The organism is Nostoc sp. UHCC 0870 (assembly GCF_022063185.1).
Lineage (GTDB): Bacteria > Cyanobacteriota > Cyanobacteriia > Cyanobacteriales > Nostocaceae > Trichormus.
Window position 1 is genome coordinate 4,401,193 of the sequence record NZ_CP091913.1, and the last position, 22,687, is coordinate 4,423,879.

General features: G+C 43.2%; 24 protein-coding genes. 11 read left to right on the forward strand and 13 right to left on the reverse strand.

The window, feature by feature from the left end; genetic code table 11:
- The first annotated feature begins 13 nt into the window (after positions 1-13).
- Genes L6494_RS18465 through L6494_RS18475 form a run of 3 tightly spaced genes read left to right on the forward strand, consistent with a single transcriptional unit; the run spans position 14 to position 885 of the window.
- Entirely contained in the window at positions 14-295 is a 282-nt protein-coding gene (locus tag L6494_RS18465) for a hypothetical protein (protein WP_237989138.1), read from the forward strand.
- The gene (locus L6494_RS18470; protein WP_237989139.1) at positions 292-708 is read left to right on the forward strand and encodes a type II toxin-antitoxin system VapC family toxin; all 417 of its coding nucleotides are present in this window, start codon (positions 292-294) and stop codon (positions 706-708) included. Before L6494_RS18465 ends, L6494_RS18470 begins: the two co-directional genes overlap by 4 nt.
- A gap of 21 nt (positions 709-729) precedes the next feature.
- Positions 730-885 carry a hypothetical protein gene (locus tag L6494_RS18475; protein WP_237989140.1) on the forward strand — a complete coding sequence of 52 codons (156 nt, stop codon included), beginning with the start codon at positions 730-732 and terminating at the stop codon, positions 883-885.
- Between the two features lie 37 nt (positions 886-922).
- Here the strand turns inward: L6494_RS18475 and aroH are convergent, their stop codons facing one another.
- The 3 genes from aroH to L6494_RS18490 all read right to left on the reverse strand — a co-directional run bounded on the left by aroH (position 923) and on the right by L6494_RS18490 (position 3,075).
- Entirely contained in the window at positions 923-1,324 is a 402-nt protein-coding gene (gene aroH, locus L6494_RS18480) for a chorismate mutase (RefSeq protein WP_237989141.1), read from the reverse strand.
- Between the two features lie 151 nt (positions 1,325-1,475).
- Entirely contained in the window at positions 1,476-2,297 is an 822-nt protein-coding gene (gene sppA / locus L6494_RS18485) for a signal peptide peptidase SppA (RefSeq protein ID WP_237989142.1), read from the reverse strand.
- 481 nt (positions 2,298-2,778) lie between these two features.
- Positions 2,779-3,075 carry a hypothetical protein gene (locus tag L6494_RS18490; protein WP_237989143.1) on the reverse strand — a complete coding sequence of 99 codons (297 nt, stop codon included), beginning with the start codon at positions 3,073-3,075 and terminating at the stop codon, positions 2,779-2,781.
- Between the two features lie 489 nt (positions 3,076-3,564).
- Here L6494_RS18490 and L6494_RS18495 point away from each other — a divergent pair, with 489 nt between their 5' ends.
- The 5 genes from L6494_RS18495 to L6494_RS18515 all read left to right on the forward strand — a co-directional run bounded on the left by L6494_RS18495 (position 3,565) and on the right by L6494_RS18515 (position 7,372).
- Positions 3,565-4,362, forward strand: coding sequence for an MlaE family lipid ABC transporter permease subunit (locus tag L6494_RS18495; protein WP_237989144.1), 798 nt, complete (start codon positions 3,565-3,567; stop codon positions 4,360-4,362).
- Positions 4,363-4,378: 16 nt separating this feature from the next.
- Positions 4,379-4,816, forward strand: coding sequence for a DUF3119 family protein (locus L6494_RS18500; RefSeq protein WP_237989145.1), 438 nt, complete (start codon positions 4,379-4,381; stop codon positions 4,814-4,816).
- 160 nt (positions 4,817-4,976) lie between these two features.
- Positions 4,977-6,206, forward strand: a complete 1,230-nt coding sequence (locus L6494_RS18505; RefSeq protein ID WP_237989146.1) for a DUF3086 domain-containing protein — start codon at positions 4,977-4,979, stop codon at positions 6,204-6,206.
- 189 nt (positions 6,207-6,395) lie between these two features.
- On the forward strand, positions 6,396-7,076 hold the full coding sequence (plsY, locus tag L6494_RS18510) for a glycerol-3-phosphate 1-O-acyltransferase PlsY (RefSeq protein ID WP_237989147.1): 681 nt from the start codon (positions 6,396-6,398) through the stop codon (positions 7,074-7,076).
- Positions 7,077-7,117: 41 nt separating this feature from the next.
- Positions 7,118-7,372, forward strand: a complete 255-nt coding sequence (locus L6494_RS18515; protein ID WP_237989148.1) for a TIGR03643 family protein — start codon at positions 7,118-7,120, stop codon at positions 7,370-7,372.
- 80 nt (positions 7,373-7,452) lie between these two features.
- Here L6494_RS18515 and L6494_RS18520 read toward each other — a convergent pair whose 3' ends face one another.
- From L6494_RS18520 to pipX, 5 genes are all read right to left on the reverse strand, one after another.
- On the reverse strand, positions 7,453-10,140 hold the full coding sequence (locus L6494_RS18520; RefSeq protein WP_237989149.1) for a DEAD/DEAH box helicase: 2,688 nt from the start codon (positions 10,138-10,140) through the stop codon (positions 7,453-7,455).
- Between the two features lie 182 nt (positions 10,141-10,322).
- Positions 10,323-11,138, reverse strand: coding sequence for a pyrroline-5-carboxylate reductase (gene proC / locus L6494_RS18525; protein ID WP_237989150.1), 816 nt, complete (start codon positions 11,136-11,138; stop codon positions 10,323-10,325).
- A 92-nt stretch (positions 11,139-11,230) separates the two neighbouring features.
- Positions 11,231-11,827: a cell division protein SepF gene (locus tag L6494_RS18530; protein WP_237989151.1), complete on the reverse strand. Its 597-nt coding sequence runs from the start codon at positions 11,825-11,827 to the stop codon at positions 11,231-11,233.
- A gap of 450 nt (positions 11,828-12,277) precedes the next feature.
- Positions 12,278-12,946 (reverse strand): YggS family pyridoxal phosphate-dependent enzyme, encoded by a 669-nt coding sequence (locus tag L6494_RS18535; protein WP_237989152.1) that lies wholly within the window; start codon positions 12,944-12,946, stop codon positions 12,278-12,280.
- The gene (gene pipX / locus L6494_RS18540) at positions 12,943-13,221 is read right to left on the reverse strand and encodes a transcriptional coactivator PipX (protein ID WP_190708427.1); all 279 of its coding nucleotides are present in this window, start codon (positions 13,219-13,221) and stop codon (positions 12,943-12,945) included. The genes L6494_RS18535 and pipX overlap by 4 nt, the downstream gene beginning before the upstream one ends.
- Positions 13,222-13,688: 467 nt before the next feature.
- On the opposite strand from pipX, the gene L6494_RS18545 reads away from it, so the two are divergent.
- Positions 13,689-13,904, forward strand: a complete 216-nt coding sequence (locus L6494_RS18545; protein WP_237989153.1) for a hypothetical protein — start codon at positions 13,689-13,691, stop codon at positions 13,902-13,904.
- On the opposite strand, the gene L6494_RS18550 is transcribed toward L6494_RS18545, so the two are convergent.
- From L6494_RS18550 to der, 3 genes are all read right to left on the reverse strand, one after another.
- Positions 13,901-15,298, reverse strand: coding sequence for an anthranilate synthase component I (locus L6494_RS18550; protein WP_237989154.1), 1,398 nt, complete (start codon positions 15,296-15,298; stop codon positions 13,901-13,903). The two genes, L6494_RS18545 and L6494_RS18550, sit on opposite strands and share 4 nt — an antisense overlap.
- Before the next feature lie 63 nt (positions 15,299-15,361).
- Positions 15,362-16,285 (reverse strand): energy-coupling factor transporter transmembrane component T family protein, encoded by a 924-nt coding sequence (locus tag L6494_RS18555; protein WP_237989155.1) that lies wholly within the window; start codon positions 16,283-16,285, stop codon positions 15,362-15,364.
- Between the two features lie 264 nt (positions 16,286-16,549).
- Positions 16,550-17,911, reverse strand: a complete 1,362-nt coding sequence (der, locus tag L6494_RS18560; RefSeq protein ID WP_237989156.1) for a ribosome biogenesis GTPase Der — start codon at positions 17,909-17,911, stop codon at positions 16,550-16,552.
- Between the two features lie 429 nt (positions 17,912-18,340).
- On the opposite strand from der, the gene L6494_RS18565 reads away from it, so the two are divergent.
- Positions 18,341-19,204, forward strand: a complete 864-nt coding sequence (locus tag L6494_RS18565; protein WP_237989157.1) for a metallophosphoesterase — start codon at positions 18,341-18,343, stop codon at positions 19,202-19,204.
- Between the two features lie 178 nt (positions 19,205-19,382).
- Positions 19,383-21,224, forward strand: a complete 1,842-nt coding sequence (locus L6494_RS18570; protein ID WP_237989158.1) for a bifunctional serine/threonine-protein kinase/formylglycine-generating enzyme family protein — start codon at positions 19,383-19,385, stop codon at positions 21,222-21,224.
- Positions 21,225-21,864: 640 nt separating this feature from the next.
- Here L6494_RS18570 and L6494_RS18575 read toward each other — a convergent pair.
- Both L6494_RS18575 and L6494_RS18580 read right to left on the reverse strand, forming a co-directional pair.
- Positions 21,865-22,257, reverse strand: a complete 393-nt coding sequence (locus tag L6494_RS18575) for a type II toxin-antitoxin system VapC family toxin (protein WP_237989159.1) — start codon at positions 22,255-22,257, stop codon at positions 21,865-21,867.
- A complete protein-coding gene (locus L6494_RS18580; protein ID WP_237989160.1) occupies positions 22,254-22,472 on the reverse strand; it encodes a hypothetical protein in 219 nt (72 codons plus the stop codon). The genes L6494_RS18575 and L6494_RS18580 overlap by 4 nt, the downstream gene beginning before the upstream one ends.
- Positions 22,473-22,687 lie beyond the last annotated feature (215 nt).

The window sequence follows — 22,687 nt, forward strand, 5'->3', positions numbered from 1 at the left end:
AAGAGGTCAATTTATGAGTACAAAAGAAGAACTAATCAAAGAAATTGCTCAAGCACCTGATTTTATAATTGAAGAAGTTTTAAATTTTTTACTCTTCATTAAAAACAGATTTAAGCAAAGGATTTCCGAAAGCCAAACAGGTGATCATACCGAAAAATCACCACAACAATCCTTTTTAAACTTAGTTGATGATATTACCAACCAAATTCCTCAATCAGAATGGGAAAAGCTACCATCTGACCTTTCAAAAAATTTAGATTACTATCTATATGGCTCACCAAAAATTGAAGAATGAAAAAAGTATTTGCTGATACAGGTTATTGGATTGCTCTACTAAATCCTAACGATGAATTACATCTTAAAGCTAGAAGTGTAACGACATCTTTATCAGCTAATGCACGTATAGTTACAAGTGAAATGGTATTCACAGAATTGTTGAATGCTTTTTCTAAACAAGGAAGTATTTTAAAAAAAGCAGCAATTAGTTTAATTAATAAATCTTTTAGTAACCCTAATATTGAGATTATCCCCCAAACAAGTGAATTGTTTATTAGCGCACTCGAATTGTATAGCCAACGTCTAGATCAAGGTTGGAGTCATACAGATTGCGCTTCATTTAAAATCATGGAAATGCAAAACCTTTCAGAAGCTCTTGCTTATGATAAACACTTTGAACAAGCAGGTTTTACAGCTTTGCTTCGGTATTGAATTTTTAAATTTTCTAGATTATTGTATAGCATTCAGGACTTACGAAACTGGTACAGCGATCGCTATGCCCACAGCAGGCATCGCTATGAGATGCAAATTGGTAAAACTAAACTGCTGTTTTTCCTCCAGCGATGCTCTCCTCAAGTAGCTGAGAAAATTCTCCGCCCTGGAATTTAGCTAAATTGGACAGAAGCCCCTTTTTCCAATAACCAAGTTAAACTTTTGACTCTACTACTTGCTGTGAAGCTTGTAAAGCCTGGGGTAAACTCCAATCAGGACGCAGTTTCTTAGCTTCCCGTAAATAAATATGATGAATGGGGGTGGAGGTGGGTATATAGGCGTGGATTAAAAAGCGAATGCAACGCTGTAAACTACCCTCGACGTGCATTTGCTGCACATCTAGCATAGCTACATTATCCCAACCGGGGCGCGGTCTAGCGATCGCAGCCGGAAAAATCGCATCTAAATCCCGCGTCACGGAAAAAGTCACACTAATCATGTCTTGTGGCTGGACTTGATTTCGCCTTTCAAGTTCGTCTAGCAGTTCTATAACTGCGCCGCGCATGGCTTCCACTGTGTTTTCCGAAACGGTTGTCGCTCCACGAATAGCTTGCATTCGCCACTCCACGCCAAAATCCTCCTGAATTAGTCAATAGTCATTAGTCATTGGTCATTAGCATTGGACATAAAAAAGTCAAAAGTCAAAAAGCAAAAATTCAAGAATTTTGAATTTTGAATTTTGAATTTTGAATTAGTTTGTCACCTGATTACGGTCTATATAACCACAATGGCAAACCACTAGTAGACATTTCAAATTCTAGCCAATCAACACCTGCACCTAGTCTGGAAGAAACTTGACGACTCCCCGGTAAAATCCGACTTAACAGGGGTTTTCGTTCTTCTAGCGTATAACAAGGCGTTTTCTCCGGATCAAGTCCAACTAACTCTGCTGTCCAACAACGGGCTTCTTCTTCTGTTCCTAAGCGGTCTACTACACCCAATTCTAAGGCTTGCTGCCCGGTGAAAATCCGTCCATCAGCAAAACTTTTAACTTTTTCTACCTCTAAAGACCTTCCCTCTGCTACAGTCTGGACAAACTGCTGATAGCTGGTGTCAATCAACTGTTGTAATATGTCTTGTTCTGGGTCGGTTAGTTGCCGGTCAAATGCCAAAATATCTTTATAAGGGCCGGACTTAATTACCTTGAAGGAAACACCAATCTTTTCTAGCAGGCGTTCTAAGTTATTACCACGCAGAATTACACCAATGCTACCCGTGATAGTTCCAGGGTTAGCCATGATGTGTTCAGCACCCATACCAATGTACACACCACCAGAAGCAGATATATTCCCAAAACTGGCGACAATCTTGATTTTCTGGCGTAATCGCTTCAATGCGCTGTAAATTTCTTGAGAATCCCCAACTGTACCTCCAGGGCTGTCGATACGTAGTAGTAAAGCTGGAAATTTCTTTTCCTCGACGGTTTTTAATGCTTCTAGTACCCGTTTGCGCGTAGCACTAGCGATCGCACCTGTAATTTCAATTCGAGCAATTTGTTTACGAAACTTTGACTTAAACGGCCAAACCATGAGCAAATAATTAACCTAGTAATAATTTCAATATAAGTTGTCTAGCGTCCAGATGACCCGACTTGATAAAGTTATGTGAGTGCTGTTAGCGGTAGCGGGGCGTTTAGCCCGTGCTGAGTTTTGCCCTATAAGCTTTTTGAATTTTGACTTCCGCGTAGCGGTGCTAGTACCGCAAGGCTAAAATAGTTCAGAAAATGTATTAACTGACAACTAAATGACCTGATTAATTAATAATTATTAATAAATATAGTTAAAACTAACTTATCAATTCCCATATCAAATTAGGACAGGACTAACAGAATCTTCCGTTTTAGCAAAAATAATTTTGTGCTTTGCTATTAGTCCATAAACACCTAAAAACCACAATTTCATCACTACTACAGGACAGCATAAATCAACAGACCATTCTCAATCGTTCAAAGTCTTCAAATACAAGACTTTTGACTTTTGACTTTTGACTTTTGACTTCCGCGTAGCGGTGCTAGGAGTCTATACGCAAAATTTGATAACGGTAGTAAACGTAAGTATCGAATAGCCCTCCGACAAAACCACAAGTCAGGCTAATCGCCAAAATCCCGTTGATAATAGACCCGTTACCAAAAATAGTGAGGAAATTCAATATTCCAGTAGCACTGATCGTAGCTAGCTCTTGCAATAGGGGAATATAGCCACCTACAGCTAAAAAGAGTAATATGCCGCCGATGACAACAAAAGGAGTCACGAAACTAAAAATAATCGTGAGCATCAAAGAGCGAAGATAGTTAGTAAAAGTAGTCATTTCAGACCAACTCCTAGAATCAAGTCAACAATAGCTAATTAGCTATACGTCCTCTTCTACAATACGTGCGATCGCTCCTCAAAGGTCAATCTGTCAAAAATCTTAAGTTTTCATTAAAAAACATAGTCGCCTACTACACTCAGTGCATTAGTCTAAAACAGCAGAATAATCTCTCAAACCCTTATTAAACCAAGCTTATATTACAAGCGATCGGGATGTTAAGACTTTTAACGTGTTCATAAAAAGCTATGTTTCCTGAGAAAAACATTACAATAAGTTAATATTTCGAGTAATTTAGGTGACAGGGGACAGGTGACAGGTGACAGAGGACAAGAAAGCAGGAGGAGCAGGGGAGAAAAATACAATGCCCAATGCCAAATGCCCATTGACTAATGCCCAATACCCCATGCCCATTGACTAAATGACTATTGACTAATGACTATTCACTTTCGCTATTCTTAAGGCAGTCACCGAGTTAGCTATAGAACATTGAGTGAAACTACATCCAAATCCGGGTTAGGAACGTGGAGTCAGCGATTGCTGGCGGCGATTTTTTTGGGTGGACAAGCTATGGTTCACCTGCTGAGGGGAAAAATCCATTGGCGCAATACTAAAGAGCAAATGGCAGCCGTCGGGCCAGATTCTCTATTTATTGCCTTGCTAACGGCTGTTTTTGTGGGCGCAGTATTTACCATTCAGGTAGCACGAGAGTTTATTAATTTCGGTGCGGGAAATCTTGTTGGTGGAGTGTTGGCAGTAGCATTAACACGAGAATTATCACCCGTGCTGACAGCTGTCATATTAGCAGGGCGTGTTGGTTCAGCATTCGCCGCAGAAATTGGCACAATGCGAGTCACAGAACAAATTGATGCCATGTTAATGCTCAGAACCGACCCCATTGATTATTTAGTTATCCCCCGCCTGCTAGCTTGCTGCTTGATGCTGCCAATCTTAACTCTCTTGTCTTTGGTGACAGGAATGTTAGGAGGATTGCTGATTGCGTCGAGTATGTATGGCATCTCTGACACAATGTTTTTAGACTCAGCCCGCAACCTTTTAGGTAGTTGGGATATTTTGAGTGCCATGATTAAAGCCTGTTGCTTTGGGATGTTCATCGCTGTGATTGGTTGTAGCTGGGGTTTGACCACTACAGGAGGAGCGAAAGGGGTGGGACAATCAACCACAACGGCTGTTGTCACCGCCTTGCTAATTATCTTTGTAAGCAACTTTTTCCTATCCTGGATTATGTTTCAGGGAACGGGTGGTGCATTGTTGCAAGGATTTTAAGAGTGACTATTGACTAATGACTTTTACAATAGAGAAAGTATTTAGTAATAAAGCAGGACGAGAAACTGTGACCAGTTCAATTGCTCCCAACTTCACATCAACTGTGGAACTTCAACCCAGTTACAATATCCCTGTGGTTCTGGTAATTACTGCTGTTCCACTCATATTCGTGCAACCTTTGCTAGGAGGAGTGTTTGCACTACTAGGTTTATTTCTTTTATTTCAAGCGGTGACTCTGCGGTTGCAATTTACCGCCACTGACTTAGATATTAAAAGAGGTGAAAAGCTGATTCGGCGTTTTCCTTATCGGGAATGGCAAAACTGGCGAATTTTTTGGCATCCAGTGCCTATATTGTTTTATTTTAAAGAAATTAACAGTATTCACTTTCTGCCAATTTTGTTTGACCCTAATACCCTCAGAACTTGCTTGGAAGAGCGTTGTCCACGGATTTAGCCGCAACTGCTACACAGTCATACAAGCAAGCTATGCGAAGTGTCTCTTATCCTGTGTTGATTGGTTTCGAGTTAGACTATTGAATCAAGAATTTTCGGGCAAGTCAATAGTATATTTCTAAAAGCTATTTATTCGTTTTATAGGGATTGCATTATAGTTTATGAACCCAGAGGAATCTCAAACCCCAGAACCGATTGATGAGTGGTTGGAACAAATCGAAGTAGAAACCCCCAAACCAGAAAATCTAGAAAACCCATCTGAAGAGCCTGTTCTGGAAATAGCAGCCCAAACACCATCTGTTGAGCAGCCATCAGATGATACAAATCCTGAACCTGTCTCTGATGCAGAAGCACCAAATGCTTTGGTTGAGCAGTTAGCAGGGGAAAATACAGCACTGGGTTCAGTCACAGAATCAGAAAAACTCATTGCTGAACTCCAACGCACTGAAGCAGCCCTCAAAGCTGAAATAGCAACCCTGCAAACGACATACGACACCCTTCAGGGACAAATCAGAGAAACTCAAACTGCACTGGGAAAAGTAGTGCAAGAGTCGTTAGCACAACTAGAACAACGCAAACAAACCCTACAAATTTCTATAGAACAACTAGAACGTCGCCAAGAACGCATCCGCAATGAGATGCGAACTACTTTTGCTGGGACATCTCAAGACTTGGCAATTCGAGTACAAGGTTTTAAAGACTATCTCACGGGTAGCTTACAAGATTTAGCAGCCGCAGCAGAACAGTTACAACTATTACCCCCGGTTACAGAAAGAGAAAAACCAGTCGCAGTTATCAAAGAAGCTAAACCTGCTGAACCCCAAGCCGGAACTCCCCAGTTTGCTCAACAGCAGTTTCAAGAAACAACTAAACAAATTCGTCGCCTAATTGACCAATACCGTAATAAACCCGATTATTATGGGCCGGCTTGGCAATTACGCCGCACCTTTGAACCAGTCCACGCGGAACGAGTCTCTAATTGGTTCTTTAGCCAAGGGGGACGGGGTGCGTTGCGGACAATGGGTAGTCGCTTGCAGAATGTGTTGATTGCATCGGCGGCAATTTCGATATTACATAAACTGTATGGCGATCGCCTCCGTACCCTAGTTTTGGCTAACACTCCAGAACGTCTAGGTGAATGGCGGCGGGGTTTACAAGATTGTCTAGGCATAGGTCGCCCAGATTTTGGGCCAGACAGGGGAGTAGTATTATTTGAAACAGCAGATGCCCTAGCTCAAAAAGCAGACCGCCTAACCAAAACCAATCAATTACCCTTAATTCTCATTGATGATTCAGAGGAGCAAATCAGCCTGGGACTTCTACAATTCCCTCTGTGGTTAGCTTTTGCCCCTGACCCCAAAACCATGAGAAATTATGATGATGATTTTTAGGTATTGGTAGTCAGTGGTTGCGTGGAATGTTAACGGAATCAAGAGACTGACTTGGTTGACTAATTAAGAATAGTCTGTTTGTTTATGCCGTGCTGTACTAGTGCGATCAGCTATTCACACTTAGTTAAAAACTCTGGGGCGACTCAATATAGACTATTGACATAAACTATTGACTCTTTTGAATTTCCTATGGCTGTTTGGTTAAGTTTGTGTGGTGCAGTCGTACTTGTAGCTTACCTGTTGGGTTCTTTCCCTACAGGGTATATTGCTGTCAAACAACTTAAGGGTATTGATATCCGGGAAGTGGGTTCAGGCTCAACAGGTGCAACCAATGTTCTGAGAACTTTAGGTAAAGGTGCGGGAGCATTTGTTTTATTGATTGATTGCTTTAAGGGAGTATTAGCGATCGCTCTAGTCTACTATTTATTCAACTTCGCCTCTAATCAAAATCTTATCCCCACCTCAGTAGATTTAAAACTTTGGCAACCTTGGCTAGTTACCTTAGTAGGTTTAGCCGCCATCTTGGGACACAGCAAGTCTATCTTTTTAGGGTTTACAGGTGGTAAATCTGTCGCCACCAGCTTAGGTATTTTGTTGGCGATGAGTTGGCAAGTGGGTTTGGCTACACTGGGTGTGTTTGCCATCGTCGTAGCCATATCGCGGATTGTATCATTGAGTTCAATTATTGGCGCGATCGCAGTGTCTATCCTCATGGCAATTTTCCACCAACCCTTACCCTATATTTTGTTTGGTGTGGCTGGTGGATTGTATGTCATTTTGCGCCACCGAGGTAATATTGAGCGGTTATTAGCTGGTACAGAACCAAAAATTGGACAGAAGCTAGCCACCGAATCAGAAAATAACGCCTAAATTTAGTCAATTATTAGAATATTAATAACTGCAAATCAAATATGAAATTACCTGAACTAGATTCTACAACCATAGATCGCATTATTGAAATGGCTTGGGAAGATAGAACCCCTTTTGAAGCCATTGAAGCCCAATTTGGCTTGTTAGAAAAACAAGTAATTGCCCTGATGAGGCGTGAAATGAAAGAATCTAGTTTTCGGATGTGGCGAGAGCGCGTCACTAAGCGTAAAACGAAGCATTTAAGTCAGCGAGATTTTATTCCAGGTAGGTTTAAGTCAGATAACCAAAAGACCTAGAAGTAACTAATAAGATTTTTGAACTGGCTAAATAAACTACCCCTAGCTAGCTCCGCTTGAGCTAAAGGTAGTTCGTTTGACTATTCCACTACTTCATTAACTGGGAATCGATCAATTAGTTGCATGGCACGGTAGGCGTTACGCTGCAAAGCATCTGGCAAATTGGGAACGTGGGGTATCTGCGATAATAAATCCAATGTCCGGCGTAAAATTCGCACCACATCACCTTCATCTAAAGTGGTGTTTTCACATAATTCTACCCACTCAGTGCCTAAAGCCCACTGCTCGACAAGGGCAATTAAGCCAATGTATCGATTCTCCAAGCCTACTGGCAAAGTGACGCTATGACGGTACTGCACCTTTAACACAGCCCGGCGAATTTTTTGTAAGCTTGACCAAGCTTCGTCTATTTCTGGGGACAGGTTAAAGTTAACTCTACTATCGGGACGGGGGCTTTCTGTGACTAAAGCAGCGATGACAGCAGCTAAATGCTGAGGATCTAAGTTGTCCAATTCACCACTAGCTAAGGCTAAACCTAACCACAGTTCATTTTCTCCCCGAATGGCGGCGGCAACTTGTCCTAATCGCGTGGGGACGAGATTATCTAAGCAATCAAATTGCTGCAAAATCGTGATTAAATTGAGAAATTCTTCCCAATAACGTTGGGATTGTTGCTCTACTTGCCCCTGCAACTCTTGCAGTTCTTCTTCAATTTCAGCGTAGCGTTCCCGACGCTTGAAAACTTTGGCAATATTCCCTGATTGATAGAGGGGATGGGCTTCTAATTGGGCTTGTACAGCATTCACGCGACTCAATTGTTCTGCTACTTCCTGGGGAAGATCCAAAGACCCATCGGGGTCAGGGATACTTTGAGCGATCGCAGCTGTTCTTTCATCACCACGACAGGATTTTCCTGGTTTAAAGACTAACTCTTGGGGTGGAATGATATCCTGTGGTACTTCCACACGGGGCAATTCGGCATATAAATCTACTACATCGACCGTCGCCGCCACATACCAGCGATTATCTTTTCCTAAGCATATCAAGTAGCTAGATTCACCAGATGTAGGAGATTGTCCAACTAAAACGGCTGTTACAGGGTCAGATGTTGTAATATTTTTGCCCTTGAGACTCAGCAATGTCCCAGAAACAGCAAAGTCCAGCAGCATCTTAATTTGTTCTTGTCGCGCTTCCTGGGCTTGTTCTTGTAGAGTTTTTAATAACTGGCGTTCTACTTTATGACGTTGCCACAATTTTTCATAAATAGCCACTTCATGTTGACTAACAGAGGCGATTTGCTCTTGTAATGTGGCTAATTCGGTTTGTAGTTCTTCTATGTACTCATAGTCTGGTCTTAAATGCAATGTCGCCATGTACTGCCCAAAACTGCGTTCTATCAGTTCCTTGGCTTTCTCTATGGTGTGGGTTTGCAGCAAGTTTAAAACCATGCCGTAGCTAGGGGTAAACTGACTAACTAGCGGGTCTGGCTTAGAGGTGGCTAAATACGCCGCTTCTTTTGCTCCTTCAAAGGGAGTTTGGACTGTGACTACATAACCTTGTTTATCCATCCCCCGCCGACCAGCCCTACCCGCCATTTGCAGAAATTCCGAAGCGTTCAACAGGCGGTGTCCGGTGTCGGTACGTTTGGAGAGGGTGGAAATCACTGTTGTCCTAGCGGGCATATTAATTCCGGCTGCTAGGGTTTCTGTGGCGAATACTACTTTAATTAAACCTTGTTGGAATAGTTCTTCTACCAAAGCTTTCCAAGCTGGTAAAATTCCGGCATGGTGGGCAGCAATTCCCCGATAGAGGGGGGCAATTTGTCCTGTGCGTCCGGCTTCGGGGTTGCGGGTTAAAAAATCGTCGATTTGTCGCCGCAACACCTGTGACTCATCATTATCTACCAGCCATAAATCACCAACCTCTGCCACAGCTTTGTCACATCCCCGGCGACTGAAGATAAAATAAATCGCCGGCAACATATCCCGCTCTTGTAAATGGTTTAGGGTATATATCAGGCTGGGGGCTTCTGGTCTGCCATTTCTTCCTCTATCCCTATCCGCTTGTTTTCGTTTCCCTCTGTTGGCGAGACGGGGGTTAATTTTGGTATTGCTGTCATTTAGCAGGGGAAACAGTCCCTTGGGACTACAGTAATTAAAAGCTAAGGGGACAGGGCGAAAATCGGAGTAAATTAGGTCAGTAGGGCCATGAACGCGATTTAGCCAGTCGGTGAGTTGGTCGCTATTGGCAACGGTAGCAGATAGGGCGACTAGTTGGACTTCACGGGGACAGTAAATAATCGATTCTTCCCAAACAGTACCTCGTTGGCGATCGTTCATGTAGTGGCATTCATCCAACACCACTGCTTCCACATCCACCAAGGAAATACCAACTTGCCCAATTGGTGTGCCGTAGAGCATATTCCGAAAAATTTCGGTAGTCATCACCAAAATGGGGGCATCCCTATTAATGGAAGCATCTCCCGTTAACAGACCCACCGAGTCAAAGCCAAATTTTTCGCGGAAGTCACGTAATTTTTGATTAGACAGTGCTTTTAAAGGAGTGGTGTAGAATACCCGTTTCCCTCGTGTTAGGGCGCGATAAATAGCGTATTCACCAACCAAAGTTTTGCCCGAACCTGTGGGCGCACACACGACAACAGATCGCCCCGCGTTCAGGGACGCGATCGCATCTTTTTGAAACTGATCTAGCTCAAAGGGAAATATCAACCCTAAGTCTAGTTCTGGGGACGGCACGGGATAATTCACTCAATCACTTTTACAACCGGACTGTTTACTATATTAACGAGTCTTTTGTCAACTTCGTTAGTGAGAATGGGAATTGGGAATTGGGAATTGGGCATTAGGAAAAATTCTCTACTTTCTCCTACTCACCACTCACTACTCACTACTCACTACTCACTACTCAGCACTCAGCACTCACTACTCTCTCATTTTCCCAATTCTTGCGATCGCAATGCTGCTGCTTTGACTGCTTCAATTAGGGCAGAACGAAATCCTGCTTGTTCTAATTTAGCTACACCTGCAATTGTTGTCCCACCAGGGCTGGTAACGCGGTCTTTTAGTTCGGCTGGGTGCATTTTGCTATCTTGCAATAATTTGGTTGTCCCCAGGACGGTTTGTAATGCTAGTTGATTGGCAATTGACCTCGGTAATCCGGCTGCAACGCCTCCATCGGCGAGGGCTTCTACTAAGATTGCTACGTAAGCCGGGCCACTCCCAGATAAACCTGTGACTGCATCCATCAAGGATTCACTCACTTCGACAACTTCCCCTACAGCCGAGAATATCTGCTGTGCTAACTTTTGGTGTTGGGGGTGAGTGTATGCACCTAAACTCATAGCTGTCATACCTGCACCAACAGTTGCGGGGGTGTTGGGCATGGCTCTAATGACTGGTAATTCGGGAAATGCTGCTTCTAGCTGACTTAAAGACACTCCCGCCAAAATTGAAATGACTAGGGGTGAGTGTCCTGAGACTAAAATCATTTCTGCTAATTCTTGAGCGATCGCACTAAATACCTGCGGTTTCACTGCCAAAAACAAAACTTCTTGGGCTTGGCTTAACACCAGACAATTATCTGTAGTGACACTCACATCATATTTCTGCTTTAAAAAAGCTTGGCGCGCTAGCTGCGGTTCGCTGACTATGACTTCTGAGGGGTGATAAATTTCTCGCGCGATAAGGCGGGATAACAGCGATTCTCCCATTACCCCACCACCAATTAAGCCAAATTTTATAGTCATTAGTCACTTAGTCATTAGTCATTGGTCATTTGTCGATAGTCAATAGTCAAAAACTTTGAACTTGTGACTATTGACTAATGACTAATTTAACCTCATTGTACCATCCGGTTAGCTTCGTTGCCCCAAGCTGTTGGATTGGGGGTTGCAGGACGAGAAGGACGGGCTGGGGGTTGGGGTACTTCATGAATAACTCCACCTTGGGTGCTGACTTGCACGCAGCTAGGCGTAAACAAAAAGATACTTTCGCCAATGCGTTCTTGATGTCCATCTAATGCGTAAGTCCCACCAGCTACAAAATCAACTGCACGTTGTGCTTGATCTGGATCCATGATTGTCAGATTCAACACTACTGACTTACGCTCACGCAATGCTTGAATTGCCTGGGGCATTTCTTCAAATGTCCGAGGTTCTAGAACTAATACTTCAGAAATCCCGTTAATTGCTCCTGGCATACCAATCACATTCCCCATCGTCGATTTTGTTCCTGTTACTACCTCATCACCCATTGTAGTCACTGGTTCTCGCCAACGTCGATTAGGTGGGGTGGCTTCTGCTGGTGCTGGCTGGGGATTTTCTTGTTGATACAGGTTTTGGTAGTTATCTGTATCTGCTTCTTCTTCGTAGTATTCGTATTCCACTTGTTCATTGAGACCTACAAAGTCTCGTAGTTTAGAAAATATATTATTCATTTAGTGACGCTCCTGCTGATAATTGTCTCTATTTATCCGGTTCATCAAATGATGTAGCTAATGGGAACGCTACAAAGGGCAGACAATCCCAATAATTTTATCGCTATTTGTAGCATCTACTACTGTTATTGGCAATGGACTGACGTTGTACCAATTCAAAATTAAGTAAGCTAGATATCACAAGTATTTGAGCGTGTGTATCTTTAGCATTCTTTCTGCAAATTCGGTATTACATCGAACGTCTGTACATTAACCTAGATACAATAATTGAGTCAAGATTATATCCCAACACTGATCCGAAAGGAAGTTGACTTTAACACCTTTTTCTGATTTTTTATTTTTATTAAGAAAATATTTTATGTGTTTTATTGCACCAGTATAAGCCTACTTTATCCGTAGCTCATACTGGGCAACTAAAAACACTATCAAAGAATAATGGGGTTATTCTACTTAAGTGCGCTTACCAAACAAGATAGTCCCTAATCTTACCATTGTTGCCCCAGCTTGTATCGCCAGTTGGTAGTCCCCCGACATACCCATCGACAACTCTTGCATTTTGATGTGATCCCAGTTTTGTGCAGAAATTTCTTTAGCTAACTGGTGTGTACTATTAAATACATAAAGGATTTCCGCATCATTTAACCCAAAAGGCGGAATTGTCATTAAACCCTGAATTTGTAAACTTTTACACTGGTTGAGCGCAGGCAAATCAGCTAGTAATTCCGGCACACTCCAACCTGACTTACTGGGGTCAGGGAGGATTTTCACTTGTAGACACACTTGGGGGTTTACGCCTAGCTGTTGCGCTACTTGATCTAAACGCTGTGCCAGCTGCAAACTATCTAGGGAGTGAATCCAGTCAAATAGTTCAAGGGCTTTTTTAGCTTTATTACTTTGCAAATGGCCAATAAAATGCCAAGTAATATCTGATAACTCTTGTAACTGTTCTTGTTTGGTAGCAGCTTCTTGGATGCGATTTTCAGCAAAATCGCGGATACCTGCTGCATAAGCAGCGCGAATAACTTCAGTTGGCATTTGCTTGGTGACAGCAATTAACCTGACTGAAGCTGGGAAGGATGCACGAATTTGAGTAATACGTTCGTTAATCGAACTAGTCATTGGAAGGTGCGTTGGAAAACACTCTGAAGCTGATCGTACTCCTGTGACAGACCATTGCGACGCAAAGTTCGCAAACGATTTTCCAACAACATTCGGGCTTCTGTACGCCCTATGGGTTGAAATTTAAGTGCTTTCATGTCGTTCACCACCAAAAAAAACAGGCGTTGGGCGTAGAGTGTAGTGAACAGATCCTGGGCATCATCAACCATGCAGATCCGATATAGCAAGCCCCAAGTGGGATGATTGATGTAAGTTTCTGCGCTTTCTGGATTCATCTAATAATCAAGTAGGAGAATAATATATTTTTTGGCAGTGAAGTACAAACATCCAGACGATAATATCTCCCTTTCGCCAGAATATTTGTAGAAATTCATTTGAGAATCAGCAAATTCTACCCTTTTATGAAGTTGATGACGACCTTGATATTTCTGATAGGTAGATGAAGCTAGTAAAACAAGACAAAAAGCAAAAGAGAACAGACTGAGTATGTGGGCTTGGGAATAACTTCTACAATGCTACTAACGATGGGATGCGCCCTTTGAACTCGTCCAGGGCAAAAGCCGACTCTCATACTGCTGTTTACTCTCACATTTCTCTATGTTGCCATAATTATCGCTCGTTAGAGCAAAATCGCCAACAGGGGAATTTTCCTAATAATTGTTCGTCTTCACAGTCTGTATTGTTACAGTTTGGGGAATTCAATTCAAAATACCCTACGGGAAGCAAGCTACAAAATTCAAAATTGAATCACCCCCTACACCCCTACACCCCTACACCCCTACACCCCTACACCCCTACACCCCTACACCCCTACACCCCTACACCCCTACACCCCTACACCCCTACACCCCTACACCCCTACACCCCTACACCCCTACACCCCTACACCCCTACACCCCTACACCCCTACACCCCTACACCCCTACACCCCTACACCCCTACACCCCCACACCCCTAATTAACCATTTTCAATGCTGCTAACTGCGCTTGGGCTTTGTGCAGAGATTCGTACCATTCTTTTTCCGGGTCACTGTCGGCGACGATTCCAGCACCTACTTGTCCCCAAACGGTCTTGAATGGGGAGTTGGGAGTTAGTAGTAGGGTACGGATGAGAATATTTAAGTCTAGATTACCACGCCAATCTAAATAACCGCATGAACCGTAGAATAAGCTGCGGCGCACCGGTTCTAGTTCTTCGATGATTTCCATGCACCGGACTTTGGGACAGCCTGTAATTGTACCACCAGGGAACAAGGCACGAATTAAATCAATGGGTGTGCAATCGCTCAATTTCCCTGTAACATTGCTGACGAGGTGCATAACGTGGCTATATCTTTCAATGGTCAGCAATTCATCAACGGTGACTGTTCCCCATTCACAGACTCGCCCTAAATCATTGCGTTCCAAATCCACCAGCATGATGTGTTCTGCCCGTTCTTTGGTGTTGCTGAGGAGTTCTTGGGCTAGTTGCTGGTCTTGTTCTGGAGTTATACCACGCGATCGCGTGCCGGCGATCGGTCTGGTTTCGGCTTGCCCATTTTGTAATAAAACTAATCTTTCTGGTGAACAGCTAATAACTTCACCCCAAGGTGTGCGCCAATAGCTAGCAAATGGGGAAGGATTAATTTTATGTAATGCTTGATAAATTGACCAACCACTAGCTGAGGTAGTGGCGGCAAATCTTAAAGATAGGTTCGCTTGAAAGATATCTCCCGCTTGAATATATTTTTTGGCCCGGTTAACGGCGGTTTCATAATCTGATTGAGATGTAAAAAATTTTGGTGCAACAGGGTAATTGCTGATGGGGGTGATATGCTGCGGTGAGTTTTCTGGATCTATTTGTGCTAAACGCAGTTCCAACCCATCAAGATCAACCGCATCGCTAGCAGCTAACCATAAAACTTGTTGGACATGATCCAAAACTGCAAAAACATCTGGTTCATACCAAAAAGCTACAGGAAACGGTAAGGGATCAATTTTTGTCTGGGGTAGCTGTTCAATTTCCCAAGCTGCGTCATAGCCAAGCCATCCCAGCCAACCGCCAGTGAAGGGGAGTTGTGGAGATGGGGGAGAAATTTTATCTTGTTTCCCTATTCCCCTAACTTGCAACAAATTTTCCAGCAAACCGAAAATATCCCCTAATTCTGGTGTCCACATCTGCGGAACTCCATTTATTATCCTAGGTGCGCCTGCACAGATAGAATAGCGACTCAGTTGGGGTTGGTTCGTGGGTGTGGGGTAGGGACTTTCTAGGAGGGTGGCTATTTCAGATGTAGTGTTGGAGTGAAATAAGGCAGAGAAAATTTCCGAACCAGTACGATTTTCTAATGGAAGCGATCGCCAGTGCCACATAAAAAGGCAGGGGTATAGGGGTGTAGGGGTGTAGGGGTGTAGGGGTGTAGGGGAAACAAGCGATTAAACTTGATTTCCTAAAACGATTCTTACTCCCCAAAATAGGGTGAGAGTTGCGATCGCTAACCAATCCCATGATTTTAAACGTAAATCATGCCACGGGACTCGGTGTTCGTTGGGACTGGTAAAACCGCGTACCATCATCGCACTAGCCATTTGTTCAGCGCGTAACAAGAGATTTTCTAATAATCTTTCGGCGACAATTAACCAGACTTTGAATCCACCTTTTAAACCTAACTTTTTCCAATTAATTGCCCTAGTCATCACAGAACGGACTAAATTCTGTACCTCTTCTAAGACTAGGGGAATAAACCGCAATGATAAAGTTAGAGTCAAAGTAATTTCAGTGACGGGTATCTTAAATCGCCGTAGCGGCTGCATCAGGCTTTCTATACCGGCGGTAATTTCCTCTGGTGCAGTTGTCAGTAAATACAAGTTGGTGCTGTAAATAACAGTAAATATAATCGTACTTAAGCGCGTTCCTAAATCTATAGAACGGCGAGTGATTTTCACCGGGCCTTGATGGAACAAGACATAGTTATAGCTTTTGCTACTTTTTACCTGTTCTTGAACAACTGGGGAATTATTATTAGTTAGTGGGGCTAAAACTTGAGAGTTAGCTGGTAGACGTGGCTGATAATTTATACCCAATCCATCAGGACTGATAGCTGAAATCATGAACACTAAAAATGTTAGTGTTAACAACCAACCCATTTGTTGTTGCCAGACGCGCCGGGGGATTTTAGCAGTTAAAGTAAAAATAATTAATAGTGCTACTAGTAGTATACGCCATTGATTATTAGCAAAACTGTAGCTAGTCAGAAAACTCATTAACCAGATAAACTTGACCCGTGGATCAAGTTTATGTAACCAAGTTTGTGGCTGTTCTAGATATAATCCTAACGGTAGCGATCGCAGTAAATCCATTTTTCAGTGCTAAGTGAGAGAGTGCTGAGTTATGAGTTATGGAAAGTTAAAAGTTTACACTAATGAGAATTTAAAGGTTAGTAAATTCTCAAATTAAAGTTTAGTTTGAACTTTTGATTCTTGACTATTCTGCCCTGATATCCAGAACTTAGCACACTTTATTTTCCCCACTCAGCACTCCCCACTCCTTACTCCTCACTCCCCACTCCTCACTCCTCACTCCTCACTCCTCACTCAGCACTCAGCACTCAGCACTCCTCACTCTTAAACACGAGTTGCACGGTTAACATTACCGCTTTCCATATCTCGGACTTTCTTACTCCGCCACAATATGCGAATGGGAGTACCTTTAAACCCTAATTGTTGGCGGAATTGTCTTTCAATGTAACGTCGGTAGTTGTCATTAAAGCGTTTAGCTTCATTGACAAATAAAGCAATAGTTGGCGGTTGGCTGCTGACTTGTGTACCGTAATAAATTTTACCTTGTCGTCCACCGCGTGAAGTTGGGGGAGAATGCCATTTCAAAGCATCTTCCAAAACTTCGTTAACCACTGATGTACTAACGCGGCGTTTGTGTTCTGTGGCTGCTTGAGTCACCAACTCTAAAATCTTTTCTACCCGTTGTCCGGTTAAAGCACTGACAAAAATGGTTTCTGCCCATTCTGTAAAATGTAGCCGGCCTTCCATATTTTTTTCGTAGTCGTAGATAGTATAGGAGTCTTTTTCGACTGCATCCCACTTATTGACGACGATAATACAGGCTCGACCTTCTTCAATAATTCGCCCAGCTAATTTTTGATCTTGTTCTGTTACACCATCTAGGGCATCTAAAACTAATAAAACCACATCGGCGCGGCGAATTGCTTTAAAAGCGCGGTTAATGCTAAAAAATTCCGGGCCGTATTCGACGTTTTTCTTTTTGCGAATCCCGGCTGTATCTATCAGGCGATAGGATTGTCCATCTCTTTCGATAAAAGTATCGATCGCATCGCGGGTTGTGCCAGAAATGGGGCTAACAATGACTCTTTCTTCACCCACAAAAGAGTTGAGTAAGCTTGATTTGCCGACATTAGGCCGTCCGACGATCGCAATTTTTATTTCATTGCTGTCTGCTACATCCGCAACAGTAGGGATGTGTTTGATGAGTTCGTCTAATAACTCACCTGTACCGTTGCCATGAATCGCGGAGAGGGGGTATGGTTCTCCTAGGCCTAGTTCCCAAAATTCGGCAGCTTGAATTGAACCCTGTTCAGGGGATTCGCATTTATTCACTGCTAGAAAAATTGGCACTGGTTGTTGGCGTAACCATTCGGCAATTTCTTCATCTGCCGAATTAGGGCCAGTTTGACCATTAACAACAAAGATAGCAGCAGAAGCTTCTGCCAGGGCTGCTAAAGCCTGTTGGCGGATCAGGGGCAGAAATTCGGTGTCATCATTAAATACCAAACCGCCTGTATCTACTACTAAAAACTCGCGATCGCTCCAGTAAGCCGGCATATAAGTGCGATCGCGCGTCATACCCGGTTCATCATGGACAATCGCCGTTTGTTCCCCGGCGAGTCGATTAACCAGGGTGGATTTGCCCACATTTGGGCGACCGATAATTGCAACAATTGGCAGTCCCATAAACCAAGGGTAATTGAGAGAAAGGCTAGTATATCACATCTCTCATTATAGGTTACAGGTGATAGGGGACAGGTGACAGGGAAGAGGTGATAGGGGACAGGGGACAGGTGACAGGCTTCGCCGTGAGCGTCAGCCGAACGGTGACAGGTGACAGGTGACAGCGAAGAGTTAGTGGACTTTCACGCTCATCAATCAATATAACGTTTCCTAATCACATGAGGTATATCATAGCCCCCTCCTCGCTTGCGGGGAGGGGGTTGGGGGTGGGGTTCTTGTACTAAAGCAAGAACCGCTACACCTGCAATTCTTAATTACGAATTACGAATTACGAATTACGAATTACGCTTCTATCTCCAAGGTGATTTACCGCGAAATTTAAAAAAATAGCATAGCAGCAGAACTGGCAGTTACGTCACAGGAGATTACATCTTGAGAAATCGTAAGTGGCTGCTCAAAGCCAGTCAACTAACCTTTCAATACTTGCGGGGGTTGTTTTTATTAATATTCTGCATCTTACTATACGCCAAGGTAATTGAACCAAATTGGATTGAGATCAAATCTTTACAACTGACTCTACCCCATCTCGCATCAGAATTTAACGGCTATCGGATTGTGCAGATTAGCGACATTCACCGCGACCAATGGATGAATACGCGGCGTTTAAAGCATATTGTCCACCTAGTTAATCAACAACACCCGGACTTAGTAGCCATTACCGGGGACTTAGTAACGCGTAACTTACCCGGATTAATCCCATCACTCAAGCCAGCCTTAGAGGAACTTACACCCCGCGATAGAACTGTTGCTATTTTAGGTAATCATGACCACGAAAACGACACCAAAGCCATCATTAAAATACTCAAACAAAGCGGCGTATTTGATTTAAATAATACTGTCTACACACTTCAAAGAGGCAACGCCATTTTAAATATTGCTGGGGTTGATGATGTGGGTATGGGTAAAGACCGCCTAGACTTAGTATTGCAGCAATTACCCCCACAGGGAGCAGCCATTTTATTAGCCCATGAACCAGATTTTGCGACTACCAGCGCAGCCACAGCCAGATTTGACCTGCAACTATCAGGACATTCCCACGGCGGACAAATCCGGCTACCTTTTGTCAAACCCCTGATTTTACCGCCTTGGGGTGAAAAATATTACTCAGGAGAGTACGAGGTAGGAAAAATGCTCTTATACACCAACCGAGGTGTAGGAATGACAGGCTTACATCTGCGTTTATTCGCCCGTCCTGAAATTACCATTTTTACTCTATCCTCTCCAAATCATCAGTAATTAAGTTCGTAGTAAGGACTTTAGTCCTTCCTTTAGGACTGAAGTCCTTCCTTTAGGACTGAAGTCCTTACTACAAACCTTTAAAACTCTCTGCGCCTCCGCGCCTCTGCGTGAAATCACTTGCCCAAACACCCAAGAATTTGGCACAATAAACCCAAATACTGCCAAATCAAAAACCATGCCTCAGCCCGGCGACATCCTCCGCAGCCGCTATAAAATCATTAAAATTCTCGGAAGTGGGGGATTTGGTGACACCTACCTAGCCCAAGATATAGACCTACCCGGAAAGCCGAAGTGTGTAGTCAAACACCTCAAACCCAATCCCGACCCCAAAGTATTAGAAATCGTTAGAAGATTATTTGACAGTGAAGCTCAAGTATTATACCGTCTAGGCAACGATAGCGACCAAATACCAAGGCTATTTGCCCACTTTGAAGAACAAGGGGAATTTTATCTAGTCCAAGAATTTATCGACGGTCAAGACTTAAGCCATGAAATCATTCCCGGTGAAAAGTTAACAGAAATAGCAGCCATTAAACTATTACAAGAAATATTAGAAATATTAGCAGTAGTTCACAAACAGAACATCATTCACCGCGACATCAAACCCCAAAACTTAATGCGTCGCCAGCAAGATGGTAAAATAGTGCTAATTGACTTTGGTGCAGTGAAAGAAGTTGAAGCCATGACGGTGAACACCCAAGGTCAAACAAGTTTGAGTGTAGCCATTGGTAGTCTTGGTTATATGCCCAGCGAACAAGCAGCCGGACGACCGAAATTATCAAGTGATGTTTACGCTGTGGGGATGTTAGGGATTCAAGCGTTAACAGGCTTACAACCCAACGAACTACCAAAAGACCCCAATGACGACGAGGTGATTTGGCGCAATCGGGCAAATGTCACTGAGAAGTTGGCAGATGCGTTAAATAAGATGGTGAGTTATTACTTTCGGGATAGATATCTTTCAGCAGTGGAGGCGTTGGCAGCAATTAAATTACTACAGCCACCCCCGCAAAAACGAGTAACGCCAACTATACCAATACCACAACCACGACAGCGACAAACACCGCCAACTGTACCCACACCACAACCACAACAGCGACAAGTAACGCCACCGCCACAACCTAAACCACAACAGCAACAACAAGCACCACCGCCAACATCTACACCTACAAAAATAATTACCCCAAATTGGTCACGACGCAAGGTAATACAAACAGTTGGGTTTGCGGGTGCTGGGTTGGGTTTAGCAATTGTAGTGCCACGTCTCTGGCAATCTAATTCACAATTCGTTGAAGACTTAGGGAATGGTGTCAGCTTAGAAATGGTGCAGATACCAGGGGGGACATTTACAATGGGTTCACCAGCAGGGGAAGCAGAACGAAGCTCAGATGAAAGTCCCCAGCATGAGGTAACAGTTCCCGGCTTCTTCATGGGGAAATATGAAATCACCCAGGAACAGTATCAAGCAATTATGGGGACAAATCCTGCTAACTTCAAAGGTGAGAAAAGACCAGTAGAAGGAGTCAGTTGGGATGATGCGGTAGAGTTTTGTGAAAAATTGAGTCAAAAGACAGGAAAACCCTACAGGCTACCCAGCGAAGCGGAATGGGAATACGCTTGTCGTGCAGGGACAACCACACCATTTTATTTTGGGGAAACCATTACTACAGATTTAGTTAATTATAACGGTAACTTTCCCTACGGTGCTGCACCCAAAGGTGAATATCGTGAACAAACAACAAATGTAGGAATATTTCCGCCGAACTCTTTCGGTTTATATGATATGTGTGGTAATATATGGGAATGGTGCGAAGATGTATATAATGATAGCTACCGAGGGGCACCGACAGATGGTAGTGCGTGGTTGACAAGTAGCGATAATAACAGAAAGCTGATGAGTGGCGGTTCTTGGGGCGACGGTGCTGGGTATTGCAGGTCTGCTATTCGCCTTGGGCGCTGGCGCGCAAACCGGTACAACGCTGTTGGTTTTCGCGTGGTTGCTGTGGCTGTGGCGTGAGGATTCCTTACCCTTTGCAATCTTGCCCTTTAGCCCTCTGCACTTCTTATTCTTTTCCCTTCTTATTCCCCCGCCGTCAGGCAGAAAAATATTTTTTTCAAGATGTGGTGTCTAGATATCAAAGTCATTATACACGAAGTTCAAAATTTAATCAAATCTAGATCCCCGACTTCTCAAAGAAGTCGGGGATCTGACCACACGACTTAGATAGAGGAATTAAAAACTTTTATCAACAGATGAACTGTCTATACAAAGTCGAATATAAACTACATCTAACTCAAATTTCTCAAATTAATTGAGAGTTTGAAGATGGGGCAGGCATTTTTAGCTGCTGCGTGGCGGTTCTTGGAATAACAATGCTAGGAATTGCCGGTCTGCTAATCGCAATAGGAACGCGCGCGCGAATCGGAACAACAATGTTGGTTTTCGTATTGTCGCGGTGGCGTTGGCGTGATTACTCCCCACCGTCAGAGTCGGTAAATGGGAATTTATCGAGCGTACATTAGGGAGTCCAGACCTGTCTCAGTGAGGAAGGTGACAACCTCGAAATATAAAACCGGGTTGGATAGGTTGGTAGGTTGCAAAACCGAAGACTTGTCCGACTCAATAATATTATCACTGGACGGACTAGAAGAGACATCTATGATTTAAGAGTTTGCACGCCAGGATATGCCAGAATTTTTGCGTCAGCCGTGAGTAACGGACACCCGTAAATTCTCGCAGTGGCTACTATGATTTGATCAGATGGATCTCGGTGAAAACCTATGAGTTTGGTTGATTCAACGATAATGGGTATTGTTATTTCAAGTAGTTGCACTCCTGGGTAAGCTAAAGCGGCTGTTAACCAATCCTCAACGGAAATTGAGAAAGCAAGTTTGCGATTCTCAACTAGTTTGGCAACTTCCCAACAAGAAATCAGGCTAACTCCAAGTCCTTGAGATCGATATTCTTCAATCCAATTGAGATATTTTTGATTTAGTCGCGCATTATTATCTACCCACCAAATCCAAATATGGGTATCTAAAATTATCATTGCAAAACTTCCCAATCTTCTATAGGTAAAGCAGGTTCAAATGGGTCATCATAATGAATGACCTTTCCCCGTAAAGGGTAAGGATTAGAATCTGAAGGTTGAGAAGAACTTTCTAAGATAATGATTTCTACTGCTTCCCCAGCCTGAAAGGGTAAGTCTTTGATGATCAAAGTTCCGTCTTCGGTTAATGTTGTTTCAATTCGATGTGCTTTCATTGTTACCCTGCGATTTCTCAGCTAATAAATCAGCAAATAGTCTTATACCTTCCTCACGCCAGCTATCATCATTCTCTCGTTCTTCTAGAGTAAATAATCTTTCTCGACAAAGAATTTGTAATAACGGTGATTGACATTGACAATTTTAGGACTTACGCAACTAGCATATTTTTTATGTAGGGGAGGCAAAAAGCGGTGTGGATTTTCCTCCCGCT